Origin of the sequence: Bradyrhizobium manausense, from assembly GCF_001440035.1 — a bacterium.
Classification (GTDB): Bacteria; Pseudomonadota; Alphaproteobacteria; order Rhizobiales; family Xanthobacteraceae; genus Bradyrhizobium; species Bradyrhizobium manausense.
Map to the genome: position 1 here is coordinate 18,574 of NZ_LJYG01000051.1, position 21,187 is coordinate 39,760.

The 21,187-nt window shown below is 63.8% G+C and carries 21 protein-coding genes; 16 read left to right on the forward strand and 5 right to left on the reverse strand.

All coding sequences use genetic code 11. The annotated features are described in order from the left end of the window. The first annotated feature begins 209 nt into the window (after nucleotides 1–209). From AOQ71_RS13495 to AOQ71_RS13520, 6 genes are all read left to right on the forward strand, one after another. On the forward strand, nucleotides 210–821 hold the full coding sequence (locus tag AOQ71_RS13495; RefSeq protein WP_057747123.1) for a sigma-70 family RNA polymerase sigma factor: 612 nt from the start codon (nucleotides 210–212) through the stop codon (nucleotides 819–821). A 313-nt stretch (nucleotides 822–1,134) separates the two neighbouring features. Further along, nucleotides 1,135–1,833 (forward strand): cytochrome c biogenesis CcdA family protein, encoded by a 699-nt coding sequence (locus AOQ71_RS13500; RefSeq protein WP_057747125.1) that lies wholly within the window; start codon nucleotides 1,135–1,137, stop codon nucleotides 1,831–1,833. A 30-nt stretch (nucleotides 1,834–1,863) separates the two neighbouring features. Continuing rightward, entirely contained in the window at nucleotides 1,864–2,430 is a 567-nt protein-coding gene (locus tag AOQ71_RS13505) for a thioredoxin family protein (protein WP_057747190.1), read from the forward strand. 199 nt (nucleotides 2,431–2,629) lie between these two features. Beyond that, a complete protein-coding gene (locus tag AOQ71_RS13510) occupies nucleotides 2,630–3,604 on the forward strand; it encodes a hypothetical protein (protein ID WP_057747127.1) in 975 nt (324 codons plus the stop codon). A 176-nt stretch (nucleotides 3,605–3,780) separates the two neighbouring features. Next, complete coding sequence (locus AOQ71_RS13515) at nucleotides 3,781–4,374, forward strand: L,D-transpeptidase (RefSeq protein ID WP_057747129.1); 594 nt, start codon at nucleotides 3,781–3,783, stop codon at nucleotides 4,372–4,374. Nucleotides 4,375–4,483: 109 nt separating this feature from the next. Further along, on the forward strand, nucleotides 4,484–5,521 hold the full coding sequence (locus AOQ71_RS13520; protein ID WP_057747193.1) for an amino acid ABC transporter substrate-binding protein: 1,038 nt from the start codon (nucleotides 4,484–4,486) through the stop codon (nucleotides 5,519–5,521). A 254-nt stretch (nucleotides 5,522–5,775) separates the two neighbouring features. On the opposite strand, the gene AOQ71_RS13525 is transcribed toward AOQ71_RS13520, so the two are convergent. Continuing rightward, nucleotides 5,776–6,915, reverse strand: a complete 1,140-nt coding sequence (locus AOQ71_RS13525) for an acyl-CoA dehydrogenase family protein (protein WP_057747131.1) — start codon at nucleotides 6,913–6,915, stop codon at nucleotides 5,776–5,778. Nucleotides 6,916–7,037: 122 nt separating this feature from the next. Beyond that, nucleotides 7,038–8,252 (reverse strand): acyl-CoA dehydrogenase family protein, encoded by a 1,215-nt coding sequence (locus AOQ71_RS13530; protein WP_057747133.1) that lies wholly within the window; start codon nucleotides 8,250–8,252, stop codon nucleotides 7,038–7,040. Nucleotides 8,253–8,386: 134 nt separating this feature from the next. Between AOQ71_RS13530 and AOQ71_RS13535 the strand changes: the two genes are divergently transcribed. Together AOQ71_RS13535 and AOQ71_RS13540 are read left to right on the forward strand one after the other, a co-directional pair. Then, nucleotides 8,387–8,932, forward strand: a complete 546-nt coding sequence (locus AOQ71_RS13535) for a carboxymuconolactone decarboxylase family protein (protein WP_057747195.1) — start codon at nucleotides 8,387–8,389, stop codon at nucleotides 8,930–8,932. Nucleotides 8,933–9,023: 91 nt separating this feature from the next. Then, nucleotides 9,024–9,518 (forward strand): VOC family protein, encoded by a 495-nt coding sequence (locus AOQ71_RS13540; protein ID WP_057747135.1) that lies wholly within the window; start codon nucleotides 9,024–9,026, stop codon nucleotides 9,516–9,518. Between the two features lie 129 nt (nucleotides 9,519–9,647). Here the strand turns inward: AOQ71_RS13540 and AOQ71_RS13545 are convergent, their stop codons facing one another. Both AOQ71_RS13545 and AOQ71_RS13550 read right to left on the reverse strand, forming a co-directional pair. After that, complete coding sequence (locus AOQ71_RS13545) at nucleotides 9,648–10,880, reverse strand: MFS transporter (RefSeq protein WP_057747197.1); 1,233 nt, start codon at nucleotides 10,878–10,880, stop codon at nucleotides 9,648–9,650. Between the two features lie 272 nt (nucleotides 10,881–11,152). Beyond that, nucleotides 11,153–12,400 (reverse strand): MFS transporter, encoded by a 1,248-nt coding sequence (locus tag AOQ71_RS13550; RefSeq protein ID WP_057747138.1) that lies wholly within the window; start codon nucleotides 12,398–12,400, stop codon nucleotides 11,153–11,155. Nucleotides 12,401–12,586: 186 nt separating this feature from the next. On the opposite strand from AOQ71_RS13550, the gene AOQ71_RS13555 reads away from it, so the two are divergent. Beyond that, nucleotides 12,587–14,656 (forward strand): prolyl oligopeptidase family serine peptidase, encoded by a 2,070-nt coding sequence (locus AOQ71_RS13555; RefSeq protein WP_057747140.1) that lies wholly within the window; start codon nucleotides 12,587–12,589, stop codon nucleotides 14,654–14,656. 10 nt (nucleotides 14,657–14,666) lie between these two features. Here the strand turns inward: AOQ71_RS13555 and AOQ71_RS13560 are convergent, their stop codons facing one another. Continuing rightward, complete coding sequence (locus AOQ71_RS13560; RefSeq protein WP_057747142.1) at nucleotides 14,667–15,341, reverse strand: DUF938 domain-containing protein; 675 nt, start codon at nucleotides 15,339–15,341, stop codon at nucleotides 14,667–14,669. Nucleotides 15,342–15,567: 226 nt separating this feature from the next. Between AOQ71_RS13560 and soxX the strand changes: the two genes are divergently transcribed. The 7 genes from soxX to AOQ71_RS13595 all read left to right on the forward strand — a co-directional run bounded on the left by soxX (nucleotide 15,568) and on the right by AOQ71_RS13595 (nucleotide 21,106). Continuing rightward, nucleotides 15,568–15,924 carry a sulfur oxidation c-type cytochrome SoxX gene (gene soxX / locus AOQ71_RS13565; protein ID WP_057747144.1) on the forward strand — a complete coding sequence of 119 codons (357 nt, stop codon included), beginning with the start codon at nucleotides 15,568–15,570 and terminating at the stop codon, nucleotides 15,922–15,924. A gap of 23 nt (nucleotides 15,925–15,947) precedes the next feature. Then, entirely contained in the window at nucleotides 15,948–16,433 is a 486-nt protein-coding gene (gene soxY / locus AOQ71_RS13570) for a thiosulfate oxidation carrier protein SoxY (RefSeq protein ID WP_057747146.1), read from the forward strand. A 12-nt stretch (nucleotides 16,434–16,445) separates the two neighbouring features. Next, entirely contained in the window at nucleotides 16,446–16,757 is a 312-nt protein-coding gene (gene soxZ / locus AOQ71_RS13575; RefSeq protein WP_057747148.1) for a thiosulfate oxidation carrier complex protein SoxZ, read from the forward strand. After that, complete coding sequence (soxA, locus tag AOQ71_RS13580) at nucleotides 16,757–17,620, forward strand: sulfur oxidation c-type cytochrome SoxA (protein ID WP_057747150.1); 864 nt, start codon at nucleotides 16,757–16,759, stop codon at nucleotides 17,618–17,620. Before soxZ ends, soxA begins: the two co-directional genes overlap by 1 nt. An 8-nt stretch (nucleotides 17,621–17,628) precedes the next feature. Then, on the forward strand, nucleotides 17,629–17,934 hold the full coding sequence (locus AOQ71_RS13585; protein WP_057747199.1) for a hypothetical protein: 306 nt from the start codon (nucleotides 17,629–17,631) through the stop codon (nucleotides 17,932–17,934). A 119-nt stretch (nucleotides 17,935–18,053) separates the two neighbouring features. Next, nucleotides 18,054–19,799: a thiosulfohydrolase SoxB gene (soxB, locus tag AOQ71_RS13590; RefSeq protein ID WP_057747152.1), complete on the forward strand. Its 1,746-nt coding sequence runs from the start codon at nucleotides 18,054–18,056 to the stop codon at nucleotides 19,797–19,799. 266 nt (nucleotides 19,800–20,065) lie between these two features. Then, complete coding sequence (locus AOQ71_RS13595; protein ID WP_057747154.1) at nucleotides 20,066–21,106, forward strand: MBL fold metallo-hydrolase; 1,041 nt, start codon at nucleotides 20,066–20,068, stop codon at nucleotides 21,104–21,106. Nucleotides 21,107–21,187 lie beyond the last annotated feature (81 nt).

Here is a 21,187-nt window from a genome sequence, read left to right on the forward strand (position 1 = left end):
AGTCCAATTCCGCAGCGCCGTATTTTCCAAGCCTTGAAATTCCACACTTTTTTGGTCCTGATGTTTCGTCGCGATTTGAACGACGAAACAATTTGGCGGCGCACGAAACCATTTTTCCCTTTTCGTGCAGACGTCCCGAAACGATGGCTGATTAACACTTTGGCTCAAGGAAACGCCGCTCGGTTGCGGCGCACCGGGGAGCCAAGTCAATGCCGAACGTCATCGCCATCAACGCCCAAGCCAGCCAGAGCATCATCGCTGCCCAGGCGACCTCGGACGACATGCTTCTCGAAAGCATTGCCGACGGCAACCGGACGTCCATGCACATCCTCTATTGCCGTCACAACGTGCGCGTGTACCGCTTCATCCTGCGCATGGTGCGTGACGCGACCACGGCCGAAGATCTGGTCAGCCAGGTGTTCCTGGACGTGTGGCGGACCGCCGGCCAATTCCAGGGCCGCTCGCAGGTCTCGACCTGGCTGCTCTCGATCGCCCGCTTCAAGGCGCTGACCGCGATGCGCCAGCGCCGCTTCGAGGACATCGACCAGGAGGACGTGCGCCAGATCCCCGACGATTGCGACACGCCCGAGACCTCGCTCGACCGCAGCGACACCAGCGCCATCCTGCGCGCCTGCGTCCAGAAGCTGTCGCCGGCGCATCGCGAGATCATCAACCTCGTCTACTACCATGAGAAGTCGGTGGAGGAGGTCGGTCAGATCATCGGCATCCCCCAGAGCACGGTGAAGACGCGGATGTTCTACGCCCGCAAGCAACTGGCCGATTTGCTTAAGACTTGCGGCGTCGACCGTTTCGCGGCCTAAGCCAAGCGATTTCAATGGGATAGGGGCGGATTTGCGGCCCCGTCCCAGGACACGAAAGCGTTACCGCCGACGAAGCAAATGAAACAAAGCACAACATCAGGCGGAAAAACTTCGTCCCTATAAAGCTCCCATACGGTTTCGTTAAACCCTCCCAAGACCGAAAACGACCTAAAACGACCCGGACGGGATGCCCCCCTCCGGGTCGTTTTATATTTGGGGTGGGGAGGGCCGCCCCGTCACGACCGCGTGACGGCGCGTAACGACCGGCATCTGCATCGCGAACTGCTCTCGTGACCTCCTTCACGAGTGCCCCATGCTTGAGATTCTGTTCGCTGTCCTCGCCGGCATCCTCACCATCGCCGCTCCCTGCACGCTGCCGATGCTGCCGATCCTGCTTGGCGCCTCGATCGGGCATTCCTCCCGGGCGCGGCCTGCGATGATCGCGCTTGGCTTCGTCGTCTCGTTCTCCGCGGTCGCGCTGCTGCTCGGTGCGCTGACAAGACTGTTCGATTTCGATCCGAATCTGCTGCGCGAGGCGGCGGCGATCCTGCTGCTCGGCTTTGGCCTCTTGATGCTGTGGCCGGCGCCGTTCGAATTTCTGTCGATCCGGCTCAATGGCTGGCTCAATCTCGGCGCCGCCGGCGGCGCGCCGCGCGAGGGCGCGCTTGGCGGGCTCCTGCTCGGCACCACGCTCGGGCTGGTCTGGACGCCCTGCGCCGGCCCGGTGCTCGGCTCGATCCTGACGCTGGTTGCGACGTCAAGGAATCTGGCCTGGGCCGGGACGCTGCTGGTTGCCTATGCGATCGGCGCTGCGATCCCGATGCTGGCGATCGCCTATGGCGGACAGGCCGCGACCACGCGCGTGCGCAGCCTGTCGCGCATCTCGCCGCTGATGCAGCAGGGCTTTGGCGTGGTCGTGATCGCCTTCGCGCTCGCCGCCTACTTCCAATACGACACGCTGATCGTGGCGTGGCTCACCTCGATCTATCCCACCGGCCAGATCGGCCTGTGATCCCTCACCTCTCAAACGGAGAACATGACCATGACTTTCAAGCTGCTCGCCGTCTCCGCCGCCCTGATCGGCTTCACCGTGACCGGCGCCGTCATCCCCGGCATTTGCGACGAGGCCATACAAGCGGCGCCGGTCAAGGTCGCGGCCGCAAGCCAGGCGGTGAGCGCGCCCGATTTCACCGGCATCAGCAACTGGTTCAACTCCAAGCCGCTTCATGTCGCCGATCTTCGCGGCAAGGTCGTTCTGGTCGACTTCTGGACCTATGGCTGCGTCAACTGCGTCAACACGCTGCCACACGTCACCGAGCTCTATGCCAAGTACAAGGACCAGGGTCTCGTCGTGGTCGGCGTGCATACGCCGGAATTCCCGTTCGAGCGCTCGGCATCCAACCTGCAGGCGGCGCTGAAGCGTCACGGCATCACCTACCCGGTGGCGCAGGACAATGACTCCAAGACCTGGAACGCCTACAGCAACCAATATTGGCCGGCGCAATACATCATCGACCAGAGCGGCAAGATCGTGTTCCAGCATGAAGGCGAAGGCCGCTACGACGAGATCGACCGCACGGTCGCCAAGCTGCTGAACGCTAGCAGCTAGGCCGATCTGCGGCGGCTGAAGCGCGATGAAGATCATCGCGCTTCAGGTTGTTGTTTGAGCATGATCTCCGCGCAAACGTGTTCCGCTGATGTCACGAGGGAAAACCGCGTCGCACTTTTCCGGATCATGCTGTTGCGTTGCTGCTTGACTCCACGGACCCGTCCGTGGAGTTTCGCGCGCGACGCAATCAGCCGCCGCAATGAACGACGCGACCACCAGCAACGACATCCGCCTTCGCGAAGGCTCCTCGATCGCGCAGCGGCTGGTCGTGGCCGGCTCGGCGGCGGCTGTTGCGCTGTGCTTCACGCCGGGCCTGTTCACCCATGACGCCTTTGAGGTGATCATCTCCGTGGTCGCGCTGCTGGCGGGCACCGCGTTTGTCGGTGTGGTCATGCTGACGCCGGCGGTGGTGTGGATCATCACCCCTGACGAGATCCTGATCGGACGGCAACGTCCGTTCGGGAAGCTCCAGACCAGGGTCGTCGCGAAAGACGAGATCACTGGGCTCCAGGTTCCCGGCAGCAAGACCGCCAAGGCCCGATTTCAACTGGCCTTCACGCTGGCCTCGGGCGAGCGCCTGACCTCCCCGCCGCTGTCCGACGTCACCCATGTTCATGACACCGTGGCGCGGATTGCGGCGCAGTTCGACGTCCCCGATGTCGAGGCGCCCCTCAACCCGCTCGATGCCAGCAATCCCGAAATGCGGCTTGGCGAACCCGTCGAGCCGTTTTCCCAAAGAGACATCCGAATCGCGGCCGTGATCGCCGTCGCGGTGAGTGCCGCACCCTACGCCTACAAGCTCTGGCGGGGTTTGCCGCCCAATTGGATCGACTTCATGCTGCTGCCGCTTGGCGTGGTCGCGGCGTTCGCGGTCACCAGATTTGCCAATCTCGTCACGGGCGCCTTCTGGATTGTCCGCGAGGGCGACATCCGCGTCGAACGCCTCTGGGGCAGCGGCGAGCCGCGCGCGGACCATATCGAAGGGCACGACGTCAAGGCGATCACGGTCGAACGCCGCGGCCGGTCCGAGGATGAGCACTGCATCGTGGTGATCCGCCTGCACTCCGGGCGACGCTTTCGCAGCCCCCGCATCGGCTCGCGCAACGAAGCCCGCGCCGTGGGCGCCGAGATCGTGCGGCGGCTCGGGATCGGGGAGGAGGCTAATCGGATTTAGCGGCCTCACCACTGCTTTTCGCGCCAACCCACCCTGTTCATGGTGTTGATCTACGTCAAAAAACCAAAGCATTCTCGTGACATACGAATCGGCGGCGCCTTGAACTTGCCACGAAGCTGCCCCTGAGTTCAGATGCAACCTGACGATTTGCGCTGTGGCAGCGGGGAGAGCTTGAAATGACGGATTTTCGTCGCCTGACCGGGACATTGCTGGCTGCGATGGGCCTGATCCTGTCCGCGCCGCAGGCGTTCGCCCAGCAGCCTGATCGCGGCGACGAGCCCGGCCTGATCGCCGACGACAGCTACGAGCTCGATCCGGAATGGCAGAAGCAGGTCGTGTACTATCGCACCACCGAAGCGCCGGGCACCATCATCATCTCGACCGCCGAGCGGCACCTTTATCTGATCCAGCCGGGCGGGCGCGCGATCCGCTACGGCATCGGCGTCGGTCGTGACGGCTTCCAGTGGCAGGGCCTGGTGCAGATCACCAACAAGAAGGAGTGGCCGGACTGGACGCCGCCGCCGGAGATGATCCAGCGCCAGCCCTATCTGCCGCGCTTCATGGCCGGCGGCCCCGGCAATCCGCTCGGGGCCCGCGCCATGTATCTGGGCACCACGGTCTACCGCATCCACGGCACCAACCGGCCTGACACGATCGGCACCAAGGTGTCCTCGGGCTGCTTCCGCCTGGTCAACAACGACGTCGCCGATCTCTATGATCGCGTTCCTGTCGGGACCAAGGTGGTCATCCGGCAGAAGCCCGAACTTTAAGCTCGTCCTTCGAGCATGATCCCTTGGAATTTCCTTGGAATTTCCTTGGGATCATGCTTCCCGCCTCTTCCAAATTTCCTTGTCCCGATTTTTTCGAGAGAGCAACATGATGCGCACATTTCGAGGCGGCCTGCTGATCGGGCTCGCGGTCGCCGTGCTGGTCGCCGCCTTGGCCATCACCTACGAATTCTACGACACCCGCACCCTGAAGCGCACCGTGCGCCGCGGCGAGGTGCTGTGCGGCGTCAACAAGGGCCTGCCGGGCTTCTCGATTCCCGACGACAAGGGCAACTGGACCGGTTTTGACGTCGATTTCTGCCGTGCCGTCGCGGCGGCGATCTTCAACGATCCGAGCAAGGCCAAGTTCGTCCCGCTCGATGCCAGCGAGCGCTTCAAGGAATTGCAGAGCCGCAAGGTCGACATCCTCTCGCGCAACTCGACCTGGAGCATGTCGCGCGAGCTCGAATATGATCTGTATTTCCCGGCCGTCGCCTATTACGACGGCGAAGGCTTCATGGTGCCGCGCTCCCGCAACAAGGAGACCTCGCTCGACCTCGCCGACAGCAAGGTCTGCGTGCAATCCGGCACCACCACGCTGCTCAACCTCGCCGACTACTTCAAAGCCAACAACATGAAGTATGAGCTGGTGAAGTTCGACAAGCTGGAAGACGTGGTGAAGGCCTACGATACCGGCAAGTGCGACACGCTCACCGCCGACGTCTCCCAGCTCTATGCGCTCCGGCTGAACCTGTCCAAGCCCGGCGATCACATGATCCTGCCCGACATGATCTCCAAGGAGCCGCTCGCCCCCGTCGTGCGCCAGCGCGACGACGACTGGATGATGATCGTGAAGTGGACGCTCTACGCGATGATCAACGCCGAGGAGCTCGGCGTCACCTCGCAGAACATCGACGAAGCGCTGAAGTCGAAGAAGCCCGAGGTGATGCGCCTCGTCGGCACCGAAGGCAATTATGGCGAGCAGCTTGGCCTGACCAAGGACTGGGCCGTGCGCATCATCCGCCATGTCGGCAATTACGGCGAAATGTACGAGCGCAACATCGGCGAGAAGTCGCAGCTGAAGATCCCGCGCGGCATGAACCAGCTGTGGAATGCCGGCGGCGTGCAGTATGCGCCGCCGATGCGGTGAGGGCTCTCCGGCGCACCTCGTAGGGTGGGTTAGCCCTGCAATTGCGCCAGGCGCAATTGCAGGGCTTAACCCACCATGCTTCCGCGTTCGCCGAACAAAGTTGGTGGGTTACGCGCCGCAGATGCGCTTTGCGCTTCTGCAGCGCTAACCCACCCTAGGAGAGCGGTAGCCCGGATGGAGCGCAGCGCAATCCGGGGTGGTCTCGCCGCGTGGACAGAACCCGGATTTCGCTACGCTCCATCCGGGCTACGGGATCAATACCCCCGCGCGCGCGCCAGCCGCTCGGTGTGGTAGTTCGCATCCCCGAACAATTCCTCGCACACACGTGCGCGCTTCATGAAGAAGCCGATGTCGAACTGGTCGGTCATGCCCATGCCGCCGTGCATCTGCACGCCCTCCTGCACCGCGCGGGTGGCGGTGGTGCCGGCGCGGGCCTTGGCGACCGCAACGCTTGATGCAGCCTTCGTCACATCGGCGTCCAGGGCCTGCAGCGCCTTCATGGTGGCGGCGCGGGTGATCTCGATGTCGACATAGAGCTCGGCGGCGCGGTGCTGCAGCGCCTGGAATTCGCCGATCAGCTTGCCGAACTGTTTTCGGCTCTTGAGATACTCGATGGTGCGGCCAAAGACCTCGTCGCTGAGGCCCACCATTTCGGCGGCGACCGCGCCGCGGCCGATATCGAGCACGCCGTCGAGCAGGCCAGCCGCCTGGTCGATCTCGCCGAGCACGCTGTCGGCGTTGACGTCGACATTGGCGAGCTCGATCCGCGCCGCATTGTGTGCGTCGACCATGATGGTGCGCTCGATCGACACGCCCTTGGCTTTGGGATTGACCAGGAACAGCGTCAGGCCGTCGCGCTCGCCGGCCGAGCCCGCAGTGCGCGCGGCGACGATGAAGAGATCGGCAACGTGGCCGTCGACCACCAGCGCCTTGGCGCCGGACAATTTAAAGCCGTTGCCGGCGCGCACGGCCTGCAAGGCGGTGTGGAGCGGGCGGTGCTTTGCGCCTTCGTCGATTGCGAGCGTCGCCAGCAGCGAGCCGTTGGAAATCCAGGGCAAGAACTCCGCCTTCTGCGCGGCATTGCCGCCACGGTTCAGCGCAGATGCTGCGACCACGGACGTGGCGAGGAAAGGCGACGGCATCAAGGTGCGGCCGATTTCCTCCATGACCACGCCGGCCTCCATGAAGCCGAGGCCGCTGCCGCCGAACTCTTCCGGCACCAGCAGGCCGGCAAAGCCCATCTCGGCGAAGGATTGCCAGAGCTCCTTGGAGAAGCCGGTGGGATCCTTGCTGTCGCGCAGGTGCCGCAGATGCGACACCGGCGCCTTGTCGCTGATCAGCCCGCGCGCGGAGTCGCGGAGCATTGATTGTTCTTCGGTGAGGACGAGGGCCATGTGCTTAAGTCTCTGGTATCGCGTGGAATGCATGTTTTTGCTGTCATTCCGGGGCACGCGAAGCGTGAACCCGGAATCTCGAGGTTCCGGGTTCGGTCCTGCGGACCGCCCCGGAACGACGGTTAGGCCCCCGGCAGATCCAGGATGCGCTTGGCGACGATGCCGAGCATGACCTCGGACGTGCCGCCCTCGATCGAGTTGGCCTTGGTGCGCAGCCAGGCGCGCGGGCGGGCGCCATGCTTGGAGCGTTCGCTCTCCCATTCCAGCGCGTCGATGCCGCCGGCCGACATCAGGATCTCGTAGCGGCGCTTGTTGAGCTCGGTGCCGTAATATTTCATCGCCGACGAGAACGCCGGATGCGCCTGGCCGGCCTTGGCGAGATCGACCGCGCGCTCGGCGCAGGCGGCGAGCGCGGCTTCGTCGACGTCGAAGGTTGCGATCTGGCCGCGCAGCATCGCATCGTCGAGCCGCCCCAGCGCATCGGTGCCGACGGAATCGGCCGCGATCTGGCCGAGCGGACGGCCGACGCCGCGCTCGCCCATCCCCGAGATCATCGCGCGCTCGTGCTGCAGCAGATATTTGGCGACGTCCCAGCCGCGGTTGATCTGGCCCACCACATGCGATTTCGGCACGCGGACATTGTCGAAGAAGGTCTCGCAGAACGGTGAATAGCCCGAGATCAGCAGGATCGGCTTGGTGGTGACGCCCTTCGAGGCCATGTCGAACAGGATGAAGCTGATGCCGTCGTGCTTCTTCGCCGCGGGATCGGTACGCACGAGGCAGAAGATCCAGTCCGCGTAGTTCGCGTAGGACGTCCAGATCTTCTGGCCGTTGATGATGAAGTCGTCGCCATCGCTCTCGGCGCGGGTCTGCAGCGAGGCAAGGTCGGAGCCGGCGTTCGGCTCGGAATAGCCCTGGCACCAGCGGATCAGGCCCGCGGCGATCTTCGGCAGATGCTCTTTCTTCTGCGCCTCGTTGCCGTATTTCAGCAGCGCCGGTCCGAGCATCCAGATGCCGAAGCTCGACAGCGGCGGGCGCGCGCCGATCCGGGCCATCTCGGAGCGCAGCACCTTGTGCTCGGCAGCACTCAAGCCCCCACCGCCATATTCCCTGGGCCAATCCGGCACGGTCCAGCCCTTGTCGCGCATGCGCTCGAACCAGACGCGCTGCGGCTCGGAGGAGAATTTTGCGTTGCGTCCGCCCCAGAACACGTCGGCGTCGGAGGTTGCGGGCTTGCGCATTTCCGGCGGGCAATTGGCCTCGAGCCAGGCGCGCGTCTCGCTACGGAATTTGTCGAGATCGGCGCTTTCAATTTCGCTGGTTTTGGCGTCAGTCATTGGTCGTTTCCATCGATGCAACCCTTGTTGGGCGCGACTCTGGGCCAAGCCCTCGCGGAATTCAACCACTTCCGTAGGGCGTTGTCGGCTATAGTCGTGGCGCGATGGTGTTTGAAAACAAAGAGGAAACGAGGATGCGCCTAAAGCTTCTTTCGCCTGGCGAAATGAACGAGAGCCAGCGGCAGACCTATGACGAGTCGATTGCCGGCAAACGCGGCAAGCCGCCGGCGCCGATGATGGCCTGGCTGAACAGCCCGGACATGGCCCGTCACGCCACGCGGCTCGGCGAGGTGCTGCGCTACGATACCATCTTCCCGGCAAAACTTTCGGAGATCGCGATCCTGGTGACGGCGCGGCACTGGACCGCGCATTACGAATGGTATGCGCATAAGCGGCTTGCACTTGCCGGCGGCATGAAGGTGGACATCATCGACGCGATCCGCGATCGCCGCACGCCCGAGTTCGACGACCCCAAGGGAAGGATGATCTACGATCTCGCGAAGTCGCTGCATGAGGGCCACGGTGTCGAGAAGGGCCTCTATGACGAGGCCGTGAAGCTGCTCAGCGAACGCGGCGTCGTCGAGGTTATCGGGCTGTGCGGCTATTACACGATGGTGTCGATGACGCTGAACACGTTCGAGTTCGGGCTGCCGGAGGGCGAGGTGCCGGAGCTGACTTGAGTCTCGCATCTGGAAACGCTGGGTTTCGGGATCAGCCAGTGGCGGTGTGCCGAACCCCGGCTTAAGTGAGGTTTAGACACGGAGCAGCCACATGTCGCAAACATCACCCGTCCCCGCCGGCACGCGCATCGGCCACGTCCATCTCAAGGTTGCCGATCTCGATCGTGCGCTCGGCTTTTATTGCGGCGTGCTCGGCTTCGAGCTGATGCAGCGCATGGGCTCGGGTGCGGCCTTCATCTCGGCCGGCGGCTACCATCACCACATCGGGCTCAACACCTGGGAAAGCAAGGGCGGCTCGCCGCCGCCGCCGGGCACCACCGGGCTGTTTCACACCGCGATCCTCTATCCGACGCGCCCGGCGCTGGCGGATGCGCTGCATCGGGTGCTGACAGCAGGCATTGCGCTGGATGGCGCCAGCGACCATGGCGTGAGCGAGGCGCTGTATTTGCGCGATCCTGACCAGAACGGCGTGGAGCTGTATTGGGACAAGCCGCGGGAGCAATGGCCGTTCGGGCCGGATGGCAAGCTCGCGATGTTTACCAAGCGGCTGGATGTGGAGGGGTTGTTGAGGCAGCGGGAGGTGTGAGCCCCCGCTCTCTCCCCGTCATTGCGAGGAGCCCTTGCGACGAAGCAATCCAGAATCTTTCCGCGGAGACAGTCTGGATTGCTTCGCTGCGCTCGCAATGACGGAGTTTGTGGAGGCAGCGTCGCGTCGCTACGCGGACTTCGCCCGCGGAGCACCCCGCACCATGATCAGCGCCGCCGCCGTCACTTGCAGCGCGATGCAGAGATAGAACGGCAGCGAATAGCCGCCGGACCAATCGCGCAAGAAGCCGACGACGCCGGGACCGAAGGCATAGGTCACCTGGTTGATCGCGGTGTTGAGGCTGATGAGCACGCCGAACGCGGCGCTATCGAACTCCTGCTGCACGATCAGGGACGGCAGCGTGATGAGATTGCCGACCGAGAAGCCGAACACCGCGCAGGCCGCGATCAGCACATAGTCGTTGTGCATGACGATGACGACGCCGAGCGCCGCCGCCTGGCTCAGGAACGACAGCGCCGAGGCAAGGCGCTGGTTGAGCCGGTCGATCACCATCGAGAACAGGACACGGCCGACCACCGCCATCGCGGTCAGCACCGCGACCGCCACGGCGGCGCGCTCGCGTCCGATCACGGGATCGAGAAACGAGATCAGGTGCACGATGAAGCCGACTTGCGCGAACAGCACCAGCGAGAAGGCAACGGTCACCGTGAGGAAGCCGACATCGCGCAGCGCATGCTTGCGGATCTCCGTCGATGATTTTGTCTCTGCTGCCGCCCGCCAGCCGTGGAGATCCGGCGGCCGACCGACGACCAGCAGGATGAGCGGCACCAGCAGCACCAGCATGGCGCCCGATGTCGCGAACATGGCGTTCGCAAACCCGATATGGCTGATCATCACCACCAGCAGCGGCACGCCGACGATGCCGCCAAAACTGGCGCCGTTCAACGCGAGGCTGATCGCCATGCCGCGCTTGTGGTCGAACCAGAGGCTGATCGTGTTGGTGATCATGGCCAGACTCGTGCCGGCCCAGCCGAAGGCGAGCACGGCATCGGCAAGCCAAAGCTGCCAGGGCTCGCGCACCGCGCCGATCGCCACGCCAGCTGCCGCCATCGCCAGCGTGCCAGCAATCAGAGAGGGGCGCGGACCATATTTTCGGACGGCTTCGCCGACAAAAACGACCAGCAACGCACTGAACAGATAGAAGAACGTCGTGCCTGACGAGATCAGCGAGGCCGGCCAGCCCCGCGCGCGCTGCAGCTCGGCGACATAGACGCTCTGGCCGTAGAAGCCGAGGCCCCAGCCGAAGGTCGCGAGCAGGAAGCAGACCGCGACGATGCGCCAGCCTTCGTAGCGGAGGGAGGATTCATCGTCGGGAGCTGTGTGCTGGGGATTGTCGAGCATTTCTTTGCTCCTCGCCGTCATTCCGGGGCGACGCGAAGCATCGAACCCGGAATCTCAGGATTCCGGGTTCACCCTTCGGGTGCCCCGGAATGACGGCAGAACTTGAAAGACGTGGATGGCCGGGACAAGCCCGGCCATGACGCATCATCTAGTAAATCGTCTCCGGAAATCACTTCGACCGCGATCGAAGTATCGAGACTGCTGACAAGCTCCTGCCACTTATTGCGCATGATCTTTTCCGAAAACCGCTGTGCACTTTTCGGGATCATGCGTTAGATCGCGTCCGGGAACTCGCCCATGGCCGCTTCGAGCCGCGCCTTGCGGCGGCGGGCCCAGGACGCCAGCGAGAGCGCGACGAGGCCGAGTGCAACAGGCGGGAACACCACCATGTTCACCGCGGACCAGCCGAAATTTGCGAGCAGCTGGCCCGAGGAGAACGAGCCGACCGCCATCATGCCGAACACCAGGAAATCGTTGAAGGCCTGCACCTTGTTGCGCTCCTGCGGGCGGTGCGTTTCCAGCACCAGGGCGGACGCGCCGATGAAGGAGAAATTCCAGCCCACACCGAGCACGAACAGCGTGGCCCAGAAATGCATCGCGGTGATGCCTGATAGCCCGATGGTGGCGGCGCCGGCTTCCAGCAGCAGGCCGGCAGCAACCATCCTGGGTGCGCCGAAGCGGGCGATCAGCGCGCCGGTGAAGAAGCTCGGCCCGTACATGGCGACGATGTGCCATTGGATGCCGAAATTGGAATCCGACACGGACAGCCCGCACATTTTCATGGCTAGGGGCGCCGAGGTCATGACCAGGTTCATCATGGGATAGGCGATGACGCCGCACAGCGCGGCGGCGATGAAGCGCGGCTGGCTCACGATCGTCAGCAGCGGCCGTCCGCCATGCAGATCGGCCGGCGCTGGCTTGGGCATATCGACGCCGGCGACGATGCCCATCGCGATCAATGCGACCGCGGCCTGCACCAGGAAGCTGAAGGCGAACAGATAGGGCGACCAGACGTCCATGGTCCATTGCACCAGTTGCGGACCGAGCACGCCGGCGAACACGCCGCCTGCCATCACCCACGACACAGCCTTGGGCCGATAGGCCGCGCTGGCGCCGTCGCCCGCGGCAAAGCGATAGGATTGCGCCACCGAGCCGTAGAGGCCGCCGAGAAAGGTTGCCAGACAAAACAGCGCGAACGAGCCGTGCAGGATCGCGAACGAGCCGGTGAGACCGGTGAGCGTGCCGAGGCCGGTGCCGATGATGAAGGCTGCGCGGCGGCCGAACCGGCGCGAGATCGCGCCTGTCGGTAGCGTGCCGGCGGCAAGTCCCACCACATACATCGAGATCGGCACCGTCGCGAACGACATGTCGGGAGCGAGCGTGGCGCCAACGATCGCACCAGTGGCGAAGATCACGGCCGAATTGGCGCCGGTCAGCGCCTGCGCCGCGGCAAGGCGCACCACATTGGCACGCACGCGGGCATCGTCGGCGATCTCGTTGGCAGTGGTCACGTCCAGCATTGGCATTCCGCCGAAAAAACTCGTTGATTCCCGGGCACTATGGAGGGGTCGAAAGGGCCGGGCAACCGGCGCAAGCGGGCGCAGGCCATGCCTCTGACGCAATCGGACCGATGATATCCGGCCCGCGCTCTTGACGGCTTGCTCTCGATCAAATCCTATCCGCCGCGATTTTTGGGAGTTTCGTTCATGTCCGCCAATGACAGGCCCACGCTTCAAGCTCCCGACGACGATCCCTGGCTCTGGCTGGAGGAGATCGAAGGCGCCCGCGCGCTCGAATTCGTCGAGCGGCAGAACCGGGCGACGCTGCAGCAATTCGGCGGCGCGGCGTTCGAACGCGACACCGCCATCCTTGCCGCGATCTACGACCGATCGGACAACATCCCTTATGTCAGCCGCCGCGACGGCTTTCTCTACAATCTCTGGAAGGACGCCGCGAACCCGCGCGGCCTGTGGCGGCGCACCACGCTGGCGGAGTTTCGCAAGGCCGAACCGGCCTGGGAGACCTTGCTCGATATCGATCGGCTTGCCGCGACCGAAGGCGCGGACTGGCTTTTCGGCGGAGCATCCACGCGAGCCGGAAGCACGCGCGTCATCCTGAGCCTGTCGCGCGGCGGCAGCGATGCCGTCACCTTGCGTGAGTTCGATATCACGACGAAGGAGTTCGTCGCCGACGGTTTCGTCCTGCCGGAGGCCAAGAGCGGCGTCGATTGGGTCGATGCCGACACGCTGCTGCTGTCGAGCGCGCTTGGCGAGGGTATGGCGACCTCATCGGGCTATGCAAGGACCGTGCGGCTGTGGCGGCGCGGGACCAGCGTCGAGCAGGCGCCGGTCGTGTTCGAGACCACCCCCGACCACATGCGGGTGTACAGCTATGTCGACGACACCGTCCCGCCCCAACGCATCTGGTTCATCGACCAGTCCGACTTCTTCAACTTCCGCAGCTCGATTGGCGCCACATCGGGCGCGATCACAAAACTCGACCTGCCCAGCAACATCTGGATGCAGACCCATGCCGACTGGCTGTCAGTCAAGCCGCGCGAGGCCTGGACGGTCGCGGGACGCAGCTATCAGGCCGACGCGATGCTCGGCATTTCGCTCTCCGCGTTCCTGGCCGGCAATCGCGACTTCGCCGTGCTGTTCGAGCCGGGTCCGCGGCGAGCGTTGCAGGGTTTCTTCTGGAGCGGCGGCAAGCTCGTGCTCTCGATCCTCGACGAGCTACGGCCGGTGTTCGAGATCTGCACGCCATCGACATCGGGCTGGAGCAAACAGCGGCTGCAAGGATTGCCCGATATCGGCGTCGTCGATGTCTGGAGTCCCGACCGCCACGAATCCCAAAGCAACGGCGATCTGCTCGCCAATGTGCAGGACCCGCTGACGCCGCCGGCGCTGATGCTGATCGAGCGCGGCGTCGAAAGTCCAGAGGTCCTGAAACAGGCCCCGAAGATTTTCAACGCGGACGGGCTCGTCGTGACCCAGCACGAGGCGATCTCTGTCGACGGCGAGCGCATTCCCTATGTGCAGACCGGCCCGGCTGGCGAAAGCGGCGATGCGCCGGTTTATATGAGCGCCTATGGCGGCTTCGGCCTCGCGGTGAAGCCAGAATACAATTCATCGCTCGGCAAGCTGTGGCTGGAGCGCGGCGGCACCACGGTGCAGGCGAATTTGCGCGGCGGCGGCGAGTTCGGCACGCGCTGGCATGATGCCGGCCGCCATGCCGGCAAGAAGCTGTCGCATGATGATTTCGCGGCCGTGGCCGCCGATCTCGTCCGCCGCGGCGTGACGCAGCCGAAGCGCATCGCGGCCCAGGGCGGATCGAACGGCGGCATCCTCATCACCAACATGCTGGTGCGCTACCCCGAGCGGTTCGGGGCGCTGTTCTGCACCATCCCCCTGATCGACATGCGCCGCTACACCAAGCTGCTGGCGGGCGCGAGCTGGATCGCGGAATATGGCGACCCCGACAAGTCCGAGGAGTGGGAATGGCTGAAGACCTACTCGGCCTATCATAACGCAAAGCCAGGCCAGCCCTATCCGCCGATCCTGATCGCCACGACGCGGCGCGACGACCGCGTCCATCCCGGCCACGCGCGCAAGATGGCGGCAAAGCTCCAGGCCATGGGCTATGAAGCCTGGTTCTACGAGCCCGCCGCCGGCGGCCACGGCTACGGCAAGGACAACAAGGAGCGCGCCGGCTTCCAGGTGCTGGGGTTTCAGTTCCTGAAGGAGAAGATCGGATGGAGGGATGGCGAGGCCTAACGGCCTCGCTTTATCCCCGCCCGAACACCAGGGTCAGATTGTTCGCCGGCATTTCGATCGTATCGATGAGACGAAAGCCAGCAGCCTTCCCGAGGGCCTCGACGTCGGCGACGTCGCGGACGCCCCATTCGGGATTGCCTTCGCGCAAGGAGGTGTCGAACACGGCGTTGCTCAGCGCGGTATGCTTGCCGTCGCGCTTGAACGGGCCGTAGAGGAACAGCTCGCCGTCGGCGCGTAGATAACGGCCGGCGCCGGCGAACAGGCCCTCGGCCACGGTCCAGGGCGCAATGTGAATGACATTGGCGCAGAACACCGCGGCGAGATCGTGCGGCCCCTGCCCGCTTCGCATTTCCGGGCACCAATCGGGATCGGACAGATCGATGCGCAGGGGGCTGCGGACGTTTGTCAGGCCCGAATGCACGCGCCAGGCTTCGATGCTTTTCACATGGCGCTGGTTGAGGTCGCTCGGCCACCAGACCAGATCAGGCGTGTGGCGGGCGAAATGGACCACGTGCTGGCCGGTTCCACTGCCGACCTCGACGACGTCGCCGGACCGTCCGGCGAGGTGCTTTTCGAGCGCCGCCCAGAGCGGCTCGTGATTGCGATGGAAGGCCGGTGCATCGAGACGACCATCGGGCTCAACCCGCCCGCCGTCCCTGCCAAATTCAACGACATATTCAGCCAATTCATGTCCCCGGAAAATGAGAATGCGGTCGAAAACGCGAGCAACGGCAAAACGCCCCGAACAATTTGCCTGATAAAGCCGGCTTGATGAACGATCTATCTCATCAGTTGCAATGCGGAAGATATTAACGGCATTTTGCGGCCTGCATAGTCTTGATTGTCAGGGCATGTCCTTTGTGCTTTTGAACACTATCTTTTGCAGACATGATAAGCCTCGGAACGATGCTTTGACCGCTTTTCCCCGCAAGCCCGCCCTGCTTCTCGCGCTGGCCGTCCTCACAGGCCTCGGCGCGCCCCGGGCGTGGGCGCAGTCCGCGATATCAGAGGGCCGGAAGCTCGCCTTTGACCGCGGCAAGGGCAATTGCCTGACCTGCCATGTCATCAAGGGCGGCGATCTGCCCGGCACGATCGGCCCCGAGCTGAGGGATCTCAAGGCAAAATACCCTGATCGCAACGAGCTGGTCGCGATCCTGTTCGACGAGACCAAACGCAATCCGCAGACCATGATGCCGCCGTTCGGCCGCAACCGCATCCTGACGGAGCAGGAGATCAACGCGATCGTTGATTTCCTGCAGACGCTGTAACGGCGGGCTCAAGGAGACTCGACATGACTGTTCATACCGGCCCTCTTCCGACGCGGCGCCTGATCCTGCAGGGCGCTGTTACGGTCGCGCTGATCGGCCTTGGCAATCTGCCGTTTGTCCCCGTGCACGCCGCGGCCAACGACAAATATCCGGAAGAGGCGTTCAAGCTGAAGAACGAGGCGGAGGCGATCAAAGCGCTCTACGGCAAGACCGCCGAGCCATCCGACAAGGTCAAGCTCGACGCGCCCGAGATCGCCGAGAACGGCGGCGTGGTGCCGATGGCGGTGACGACGACGCTGGACAAGGTCACCTCGATCTCGTTCTTCGTCGCCGAGAATCCGAACGCGCTGGCGGCAAGCTACAAATTCCCTGACGGCACGATCCCCGCTGTCGCCAACCGCCTGAAGATGGCGAAGACCAGCAACGTGACCGCGATCGTGGAAGCCGACGGCAAGCTCTACAGCGCGACCAAGGAAGTGAAGGTCACCGTCGGCGGCTGCGGCGGCTAAGGGAGATCGGAGATGGCATCCAGCATTCGTGTCCGCGCAACATCCAATGGCGATGTCACCGAGGTGCAGACGTTGATCCAGCACCCCATGGACACCGGCCTCGTGAGGGATTCCAAGGGTGAAACGATCCCGGCGCACTACATCCAGGAACTGAAGTTCGCTTGTAACGGCAAGGACGTCTTCGTCGCCAATTGGGGCACCGCGATCTCCAAGGATCCCTATGTGAAGTTCAGCTTCAAGGGCGCCAAGAAGGGCGATGACCTCACGATCTCCTGGACCGACAACAAGGGCGGCTCGGACCAGATCACCGCGAAGATCGCGTGATGAAGGCAGGCGCCGCCCTCCTGCTGTCCTCGTTGAGCGCCGCGCTCGTCGCGTTGGCGCTCACCTCTGTGCGCGTGATCGCAGCCGACAAGGTCGACCCTGTCGCCGACGCCAGGGCGTTCCAGAACTACTTCTTCCAGAAGTTTCCCGATGTGAAGCACGAGGATTTCTCCAACGGTCCTTATTCCATGAACGAGGACATGAAGCGGCAGTGGCGGGAGAAGGAGGAATTCCCGCCTTACGAGTTCGCACTCGACACCGGCAAGGAGATGTTTGCAACGCCGTTCAAGAACGGCAAGACCTATGCCGACTGCTTCCCGAACGGCGGCATCGGCATCCGCCAGAACTATCCTTATTTCGACACCGGGGAAGGCAAGGTCGTTACGCTGGAGCTGGCGCTCAACCGCTGCCGCGAGGCCAATGGCGAGCAACCTTACTCCTACGTCAAGGACGAGATGGCCTCGCTGACGGCGTACATGGCCTTCACCTCGCGCGGCAAGCCGATGGACATCAAGATCCCCGATGATCCGCGCGCGCTGGAGGCGTTCGAGAACGGCAAGCGCTATTTCTACACCCGCCGCGGCCAGCTGAACTTCTCCTGCGCGAGCTGCCACGTGCAGAGCCCAGGCGAACGCATTCGCGCCGAGGTTCTGGCGCCGGCGCTCGGCATCCTGAATGCCCTGCCGATCTACCGCTCCGAATGGGGCGGCATGGGGACGACCAGCCGCCGCTTCATCACCTGCAACAGCCAGACCCGCGCGGTTCCGCTCGAGCCACAGGCGGATGAATATCGCGACGTCGAATATTTCCTCTCCTACGTCGCCAACGGCCTGCCGATATCAGGTCCAGGGGCACGACCATGAGCCCGGCCATGAAGCGGACACTTCCCCTCGCCATGTTGCTGGCGTTGAGCCTCGCGCCGTCCGCGCACGCGGCAAGCGAAGCAGACTACAAGGCCGCCTATGCTGCCGCGGAGGCTGCGTCCAAGGAGGCTGCCGGCATGCGCAACCAATGGACCACGACCGTCGCGACGCTGGCCGCCGCCAAGAAGGCGGGCGACAGCGGCGATTTCGACGGCGCCGTGGCTGCAGCCAAGGAGGCTGAGGCGCTGGCGAAAGCGTCAATCTTCCAGGCAACCTCGGAAAAGGAAGCCTGGAAAGCGATGCAAATGCGCTAAACTGACTATTGTTTGAGCATGATCTTGTTGGAAAACCGCGACACACTTTGCGCTGGCGCGGCCCTTCGGGTCCGGAGCATGCTCGCGGAACTGCCGAGAACCGGCGCGGAGAATGTGTGATGGCGATCCGCCGCCGTGAATTCCTGAAGAGCTCGGCAATCGCTGCCGTATCGCTCAGCCTGCCGCGGCTCGCGCGCGGCGCTGAAGCCGCCAGCATTTACGACATCGAGCGCTTCGGCAATGCGCGGATCCTGCACACCACCGACACGCATGCGCAGCTCAATCCGGTCTTTTTCCGCGAGCCAAGCGTCAATATCGGCATTGGCGAGATGGCCGGGCGACCGCCGCATCTGGTCGGCCGCGCGTTCCTGGAGCATTTCGGAATCCGGCCCGACAGCGCGGATGCCTATGCCTTCACCTCCGTCGAATTCGAGAAGTCTGCCGGCCGGTTCGGCAAGCTCGGCGGCTTCGCTCATCTGAAGACGCTGGTCGACCGCTTGCGCAACGATGTCGGCGACAAGCGCGCCATGCTGGTCGACGGCGGCGATCTCTGGCAGGGCACGGGCCTCGCCAACATCATGCAGGGCCGCGACATGGTCGAGGTCGCCAATCTGCTCGGCATCGAGGCGATGACCGGGCATTGGGAGTTCACCTATGGCGAGCAGGCGCTGCGCGACAATCTCGAGCACTTCAAGGGCGAGTTTCTGGCGCAGAACGTTTTCCTGACCGAGGAAGCCGCGTTCAACGACGCCCCGGCCTTCGACAAGGCGACAGGGCGCGTGTTCAAGCCGTCCATCATCAAGGAGCTCGGCGGCTATCGCCTCGCCGTCATCGGCCAGGCCTTTCCTTATGTGCCGATCGCGCATCCCAAGCGGTTCACGCCGGACTGGACCTTTGGCATCCGCGAGGAAGAGCTGCAGAAGCATGTCGATGCCTTGCGGGGCGCCGACAAGGTCGATGCGGTGATCCTGCTCTCGCACAACGGCATGGATGTCGACCTCAAGCTCGCAAGCCGCGTCACCGGCATCGATGCCATTCTCGGCGGACACACCCATGACGCGGTGCCGCAGCCGATCCCGGTGAAGAACGCCAGCGGCACGACGCTCGTCACCAATGCCGGCTCCAACGGAAAGTTTCTTGCCGTGCTCGATCTCGCGCTCGACAAGGGCAAGGTCAGCGACGCCAGATATCATCTGCTGCCGGTTTATTCCGAGCTATTGAAGCCCGATCCGGCCATGGCCGAGCTGATCGGCAAGCTGCGCGCGCCTCACGTCACCGACTGGTCGGAGAAGATCGCAACGCCGGACCGGCTGCTCTATCGCCGCGACAATTTCGCCGGCTCCGTCGACGAGCTGATCTGCACTGCGCTGCGCACCGAGCTCGATGCCGAGATCGCGCTGTCGCCGGGCTTCCGCTGGGGCACCACCGCGTTGTCCGGCCAGCCTATCACCATGGAAGACGTGCTCGCGGAGACCGCGATCACCTATCCCGAAACCTATGTGCAGGAGATGACGGGCGCCGAGATCAAGGACGTGCTGGAAGACATCTGCGACAATCTCTTCAACGCCGATCCCTATCATCAGCAGGGTGGCGACATGGTGCGCGCCGGCGGGCTCAGCTACGCCTGCAGCCCGACCAACACGATCGGCAGCCGCATCTCCGAGTTGAAGCTCGATAATGGCAGGGCGATCAGCGCCAGCCATCGCTACAAGGTTGCGGGCTGGGCCTCGGTCAACGGCCAGCAGGGCGCCGCGGTGTGGGACGTGGTGGCCAAATATCTGCGCTCGGGCCGGATGTTTCAGGAGCGGCTCGGCGGAGGTGTCACGCTGAAGGGCGTCGAAGGCAACCCGGGCATTGCAGGGTAGGGATGGCTGCAGGCCGCCTCGGCACGTCGCCGCGCCAATTCCCCGCGGAGGCGGGGAATCCAGTACGCCGCGGCCCATCGACTCTATCACTGCTGTCACGGAATACCGGATCGCCCGCCTTCGCGGGCGATGACGGCGGAGGTTGAGGCGACCATCGCGCCGCAATAAGAATCTTCTAAATTTTCTTGTTTCAACAGTACATTACTTCTCCTCCTGCCCCCAGACGTAGTAGAATCCCTCGAAGTCACTCCACGACGGATCCTGCCATGATCTTTCGCCAGCTCTTCGACAGCGTTTCGGGAACCTACAGTTATCTCCTCGCCAGCCGCCTCGGCGGCGAGGCGCTGATCCTCGATCCTGTGCTGGAGAAGGTCGATCGCTACTGCCAGCTGCTGCGCGAGCTCGATCTCAAGCTGGTCAAGGCGGTCGACACCCATCTGCACGCCGACCATGTCACCGGCCTCGGCGAGCTGCGCGACCGCACCCATTGCATGACCGTGATGGGCGACCAGACCAAGGCCGACGTGGTGGCGATGCGGGTTGCCGACGGCGACAAGGTGACCATCGAGGGTCTGTCGCTCGACGTGATGTACACGCCCGGCCACACCGACGATTCCTATTCCTATCTGATGGGCGACCGTGTCTTCACCGGCGACACGCTTTTGATCCGCGGCACCGGCCGCACCGATTTCCAGAACGGCTCGTCGCGGGCGCAATATGATTCGATATTCAACCGTCTGCTCAAGTTGCCCGACGAGACGATGGTGTTTCCTGCCCATGACTACAAGGGCGACACCGTCTCCACCATCGGCGAGGAGAGGCGCTACAATCCCAGGCTCCAGGTGCGCTCGGTCGACGAATATATCGAGCTGATGGCCAATCTGAAGCTGCCCAACCCGAAGATGATGGACGTGGCGGTGCCCGCCAACATGCACGTCGGCCTGCATCAGGAAGAGCTGGAGAAAGAGGGCCGTGCGCTCAGTGCCGTCGAGGCGATCCGCATCCTGCACCGGCCCGACATCCTCTTGGTCGATCTGCGCGAGACCAACGAGCGGATCAAGCACGGCATGCTCGAAGGCGCGCTGCACACGCCCTATCCTGGTATCGAGGAAAGCCTCAAGCCCGGCGGCATGCTGCGCGAGGTTGCAGCCGCGACCGGCCGCCGCGTCGTGTTCTTCTGCGCCTTCGGCGAGCGCTCGGCGATGGCGGTTGCGGCGGCCAAGGCGGCCGGCCTCTCCAACACAGCCCATATCGCCGGCGGCATCGATGCCTGGAAAAAGGCGGGCGGGCCGGTGGTGCACGCCTGACGACAGCGTCAGCCACCTTGAGATAGGTCAGTAACCGGATAGATTCTTCGGCTAGAAGCGGATGACGCTTCACCATCCCGG

What these genes read in the sequence shown, in the direction of transcription:
- AOQ71_RS13495 (WP_057747123.1), top strand. Translation starts at nt 210, where the DNA reads ATGCCGAACGTCATCGCCATCAACGCCCAAGCCAGCCAGAGCATCATC.
- AOQ71_RS13500 (WP_057747125.1), top strand. Translation starts at nt 1,135, where the DNA reads ATGCTTGAGATTCTGTTCGCTGTCCTCGCCGGCATCCTCACCATCGCC.
- AOQ71_RS13505 (WP_057747190.1), top strand. Translation starts at nt 1,864, where the DNA reads ATGACTTTCAAGCTGCTCGCCGTCTCCGCCGCCCTGATCGGCTTCACC.
- AOQ71_RS13510 (WP_057747127.1), top strand. Translation starts at nt 2,630, where the DNA reads ATGAACGACGCGACCACCAGCAACGACATCCGCCTTCGCGAAGGCTCC.
- AOQ71_RS13515 (WP_057747129.1), top strand. Translation starts at nt 3,781, where the DNA reads ATGACGGATTTTCGTCGCCTGACCGGGACATTGCTGGCTGCGATGGGC.
- AOQ71_RS13520 (WP_057747193.1), top strand. Translation starts at nt 4,484, where the DNA reads ATGCGCACATTTCGAGGCGGCCTGCTGATCGGGCTCGCGGTCGCCGTG.
- AOQ71_RS13525 (WP_057747131.1), bottom strand. Translation starts at nt 6,915, where the DNA reads ATGGCCCTCGTCCTCACCGAAGAACAATCAATGCTCCGCGACTCCGCG.
- AOQ71_RS13530 (WP_057747133.1), bottom strand. Translation starts at nt 8,252, where the DNA reads ATGACTGACGCCAAAACCAGCGAAATTGAAAGCGCCGATCTCGACAAA.
- AOQ71_RS13535 (WP_057747195.1), top strand. Translation starts at nt 8,387, where the DNA reads ATGCGCCTAAAGCTTCTTTCGCCTGGCGAAATGAACGAGAGCCAGCGG.
- AOQ71_RS13540 (WP_057747135.1), top strand. Translation starts at nt 9,024, where the DNA reads ATGTCGCAAACATCACCCGTCCCCGCCGGCACGCGCATCGGCCACGTC.
- AOQ71_RS13545 (WP_057747197.1), bottom strand. Translation starts at nt 10,880, where the DNA reads ATGCTCGACAATCCCCAGCACACAGCTCCCGACGATGAATCCTCCCTC.
- AOQ71_RS13550 (WP_057747138.1), bottom strand. Translation starts at nt 12,400, where the DNA reads ATGCTGGACGTGACCACTGCCAACGAGATCGCCGACGATGCCCGCGTG.
- AOQ71_RS13555 (WP_057747140.1), top strand. Translation starts at nt 12,587, where the DNA reads ATGTCCGCCAATGACAGGCCCACGCTTCAAGCTCCCGACGACGATCCC.
- soxY (WP_057747146.1), top strand. Translation starts at nt 15,948, where the DNA reads ATGACTGTTCATACCGGCCCTCTTCCGACGCGGCGCCTGATCCTGCAG.
- soxZ (WP_057747148.1), top strand. Translation starts at nt 16,446, where the DNA reads ATGGCATCCAGCATTCGTGTCCGCGCAACATCCAATGGCGATGTCACC.
- soxA (WP_057747150.1), top strand. Translation starts at nt 16,757, where the DNA reads ATGAAGGCAGGCGCCGCCCTCCTGCTGTCCTCGTTGAGCGCCGCGCTC.
- AOQ71_RS13585 (WP_057747199.1), top strand. Translation starts at nt 17,629, where the DNA reads ATGAAGCGGACACTTCCCCTCGCCATGTTGCTGGCGTTGAGCCTCGCG.
- soxB (WP_057747152.1), top strand. Translation starts at nt 18,054, where the DNA reads ATGGCGATCCGCCGCCGTGAATTCCTGAAGAGCTCGGCAATCGCTGCC.
- AOQ71_RS13595 (WP_057747154.1), top strand. Translation starts at nt 20,066, where the DNA reads ATGATCTTTCGCCAGCTCTTCGACAGCGTTTCGGGAACCTACAGTTAT.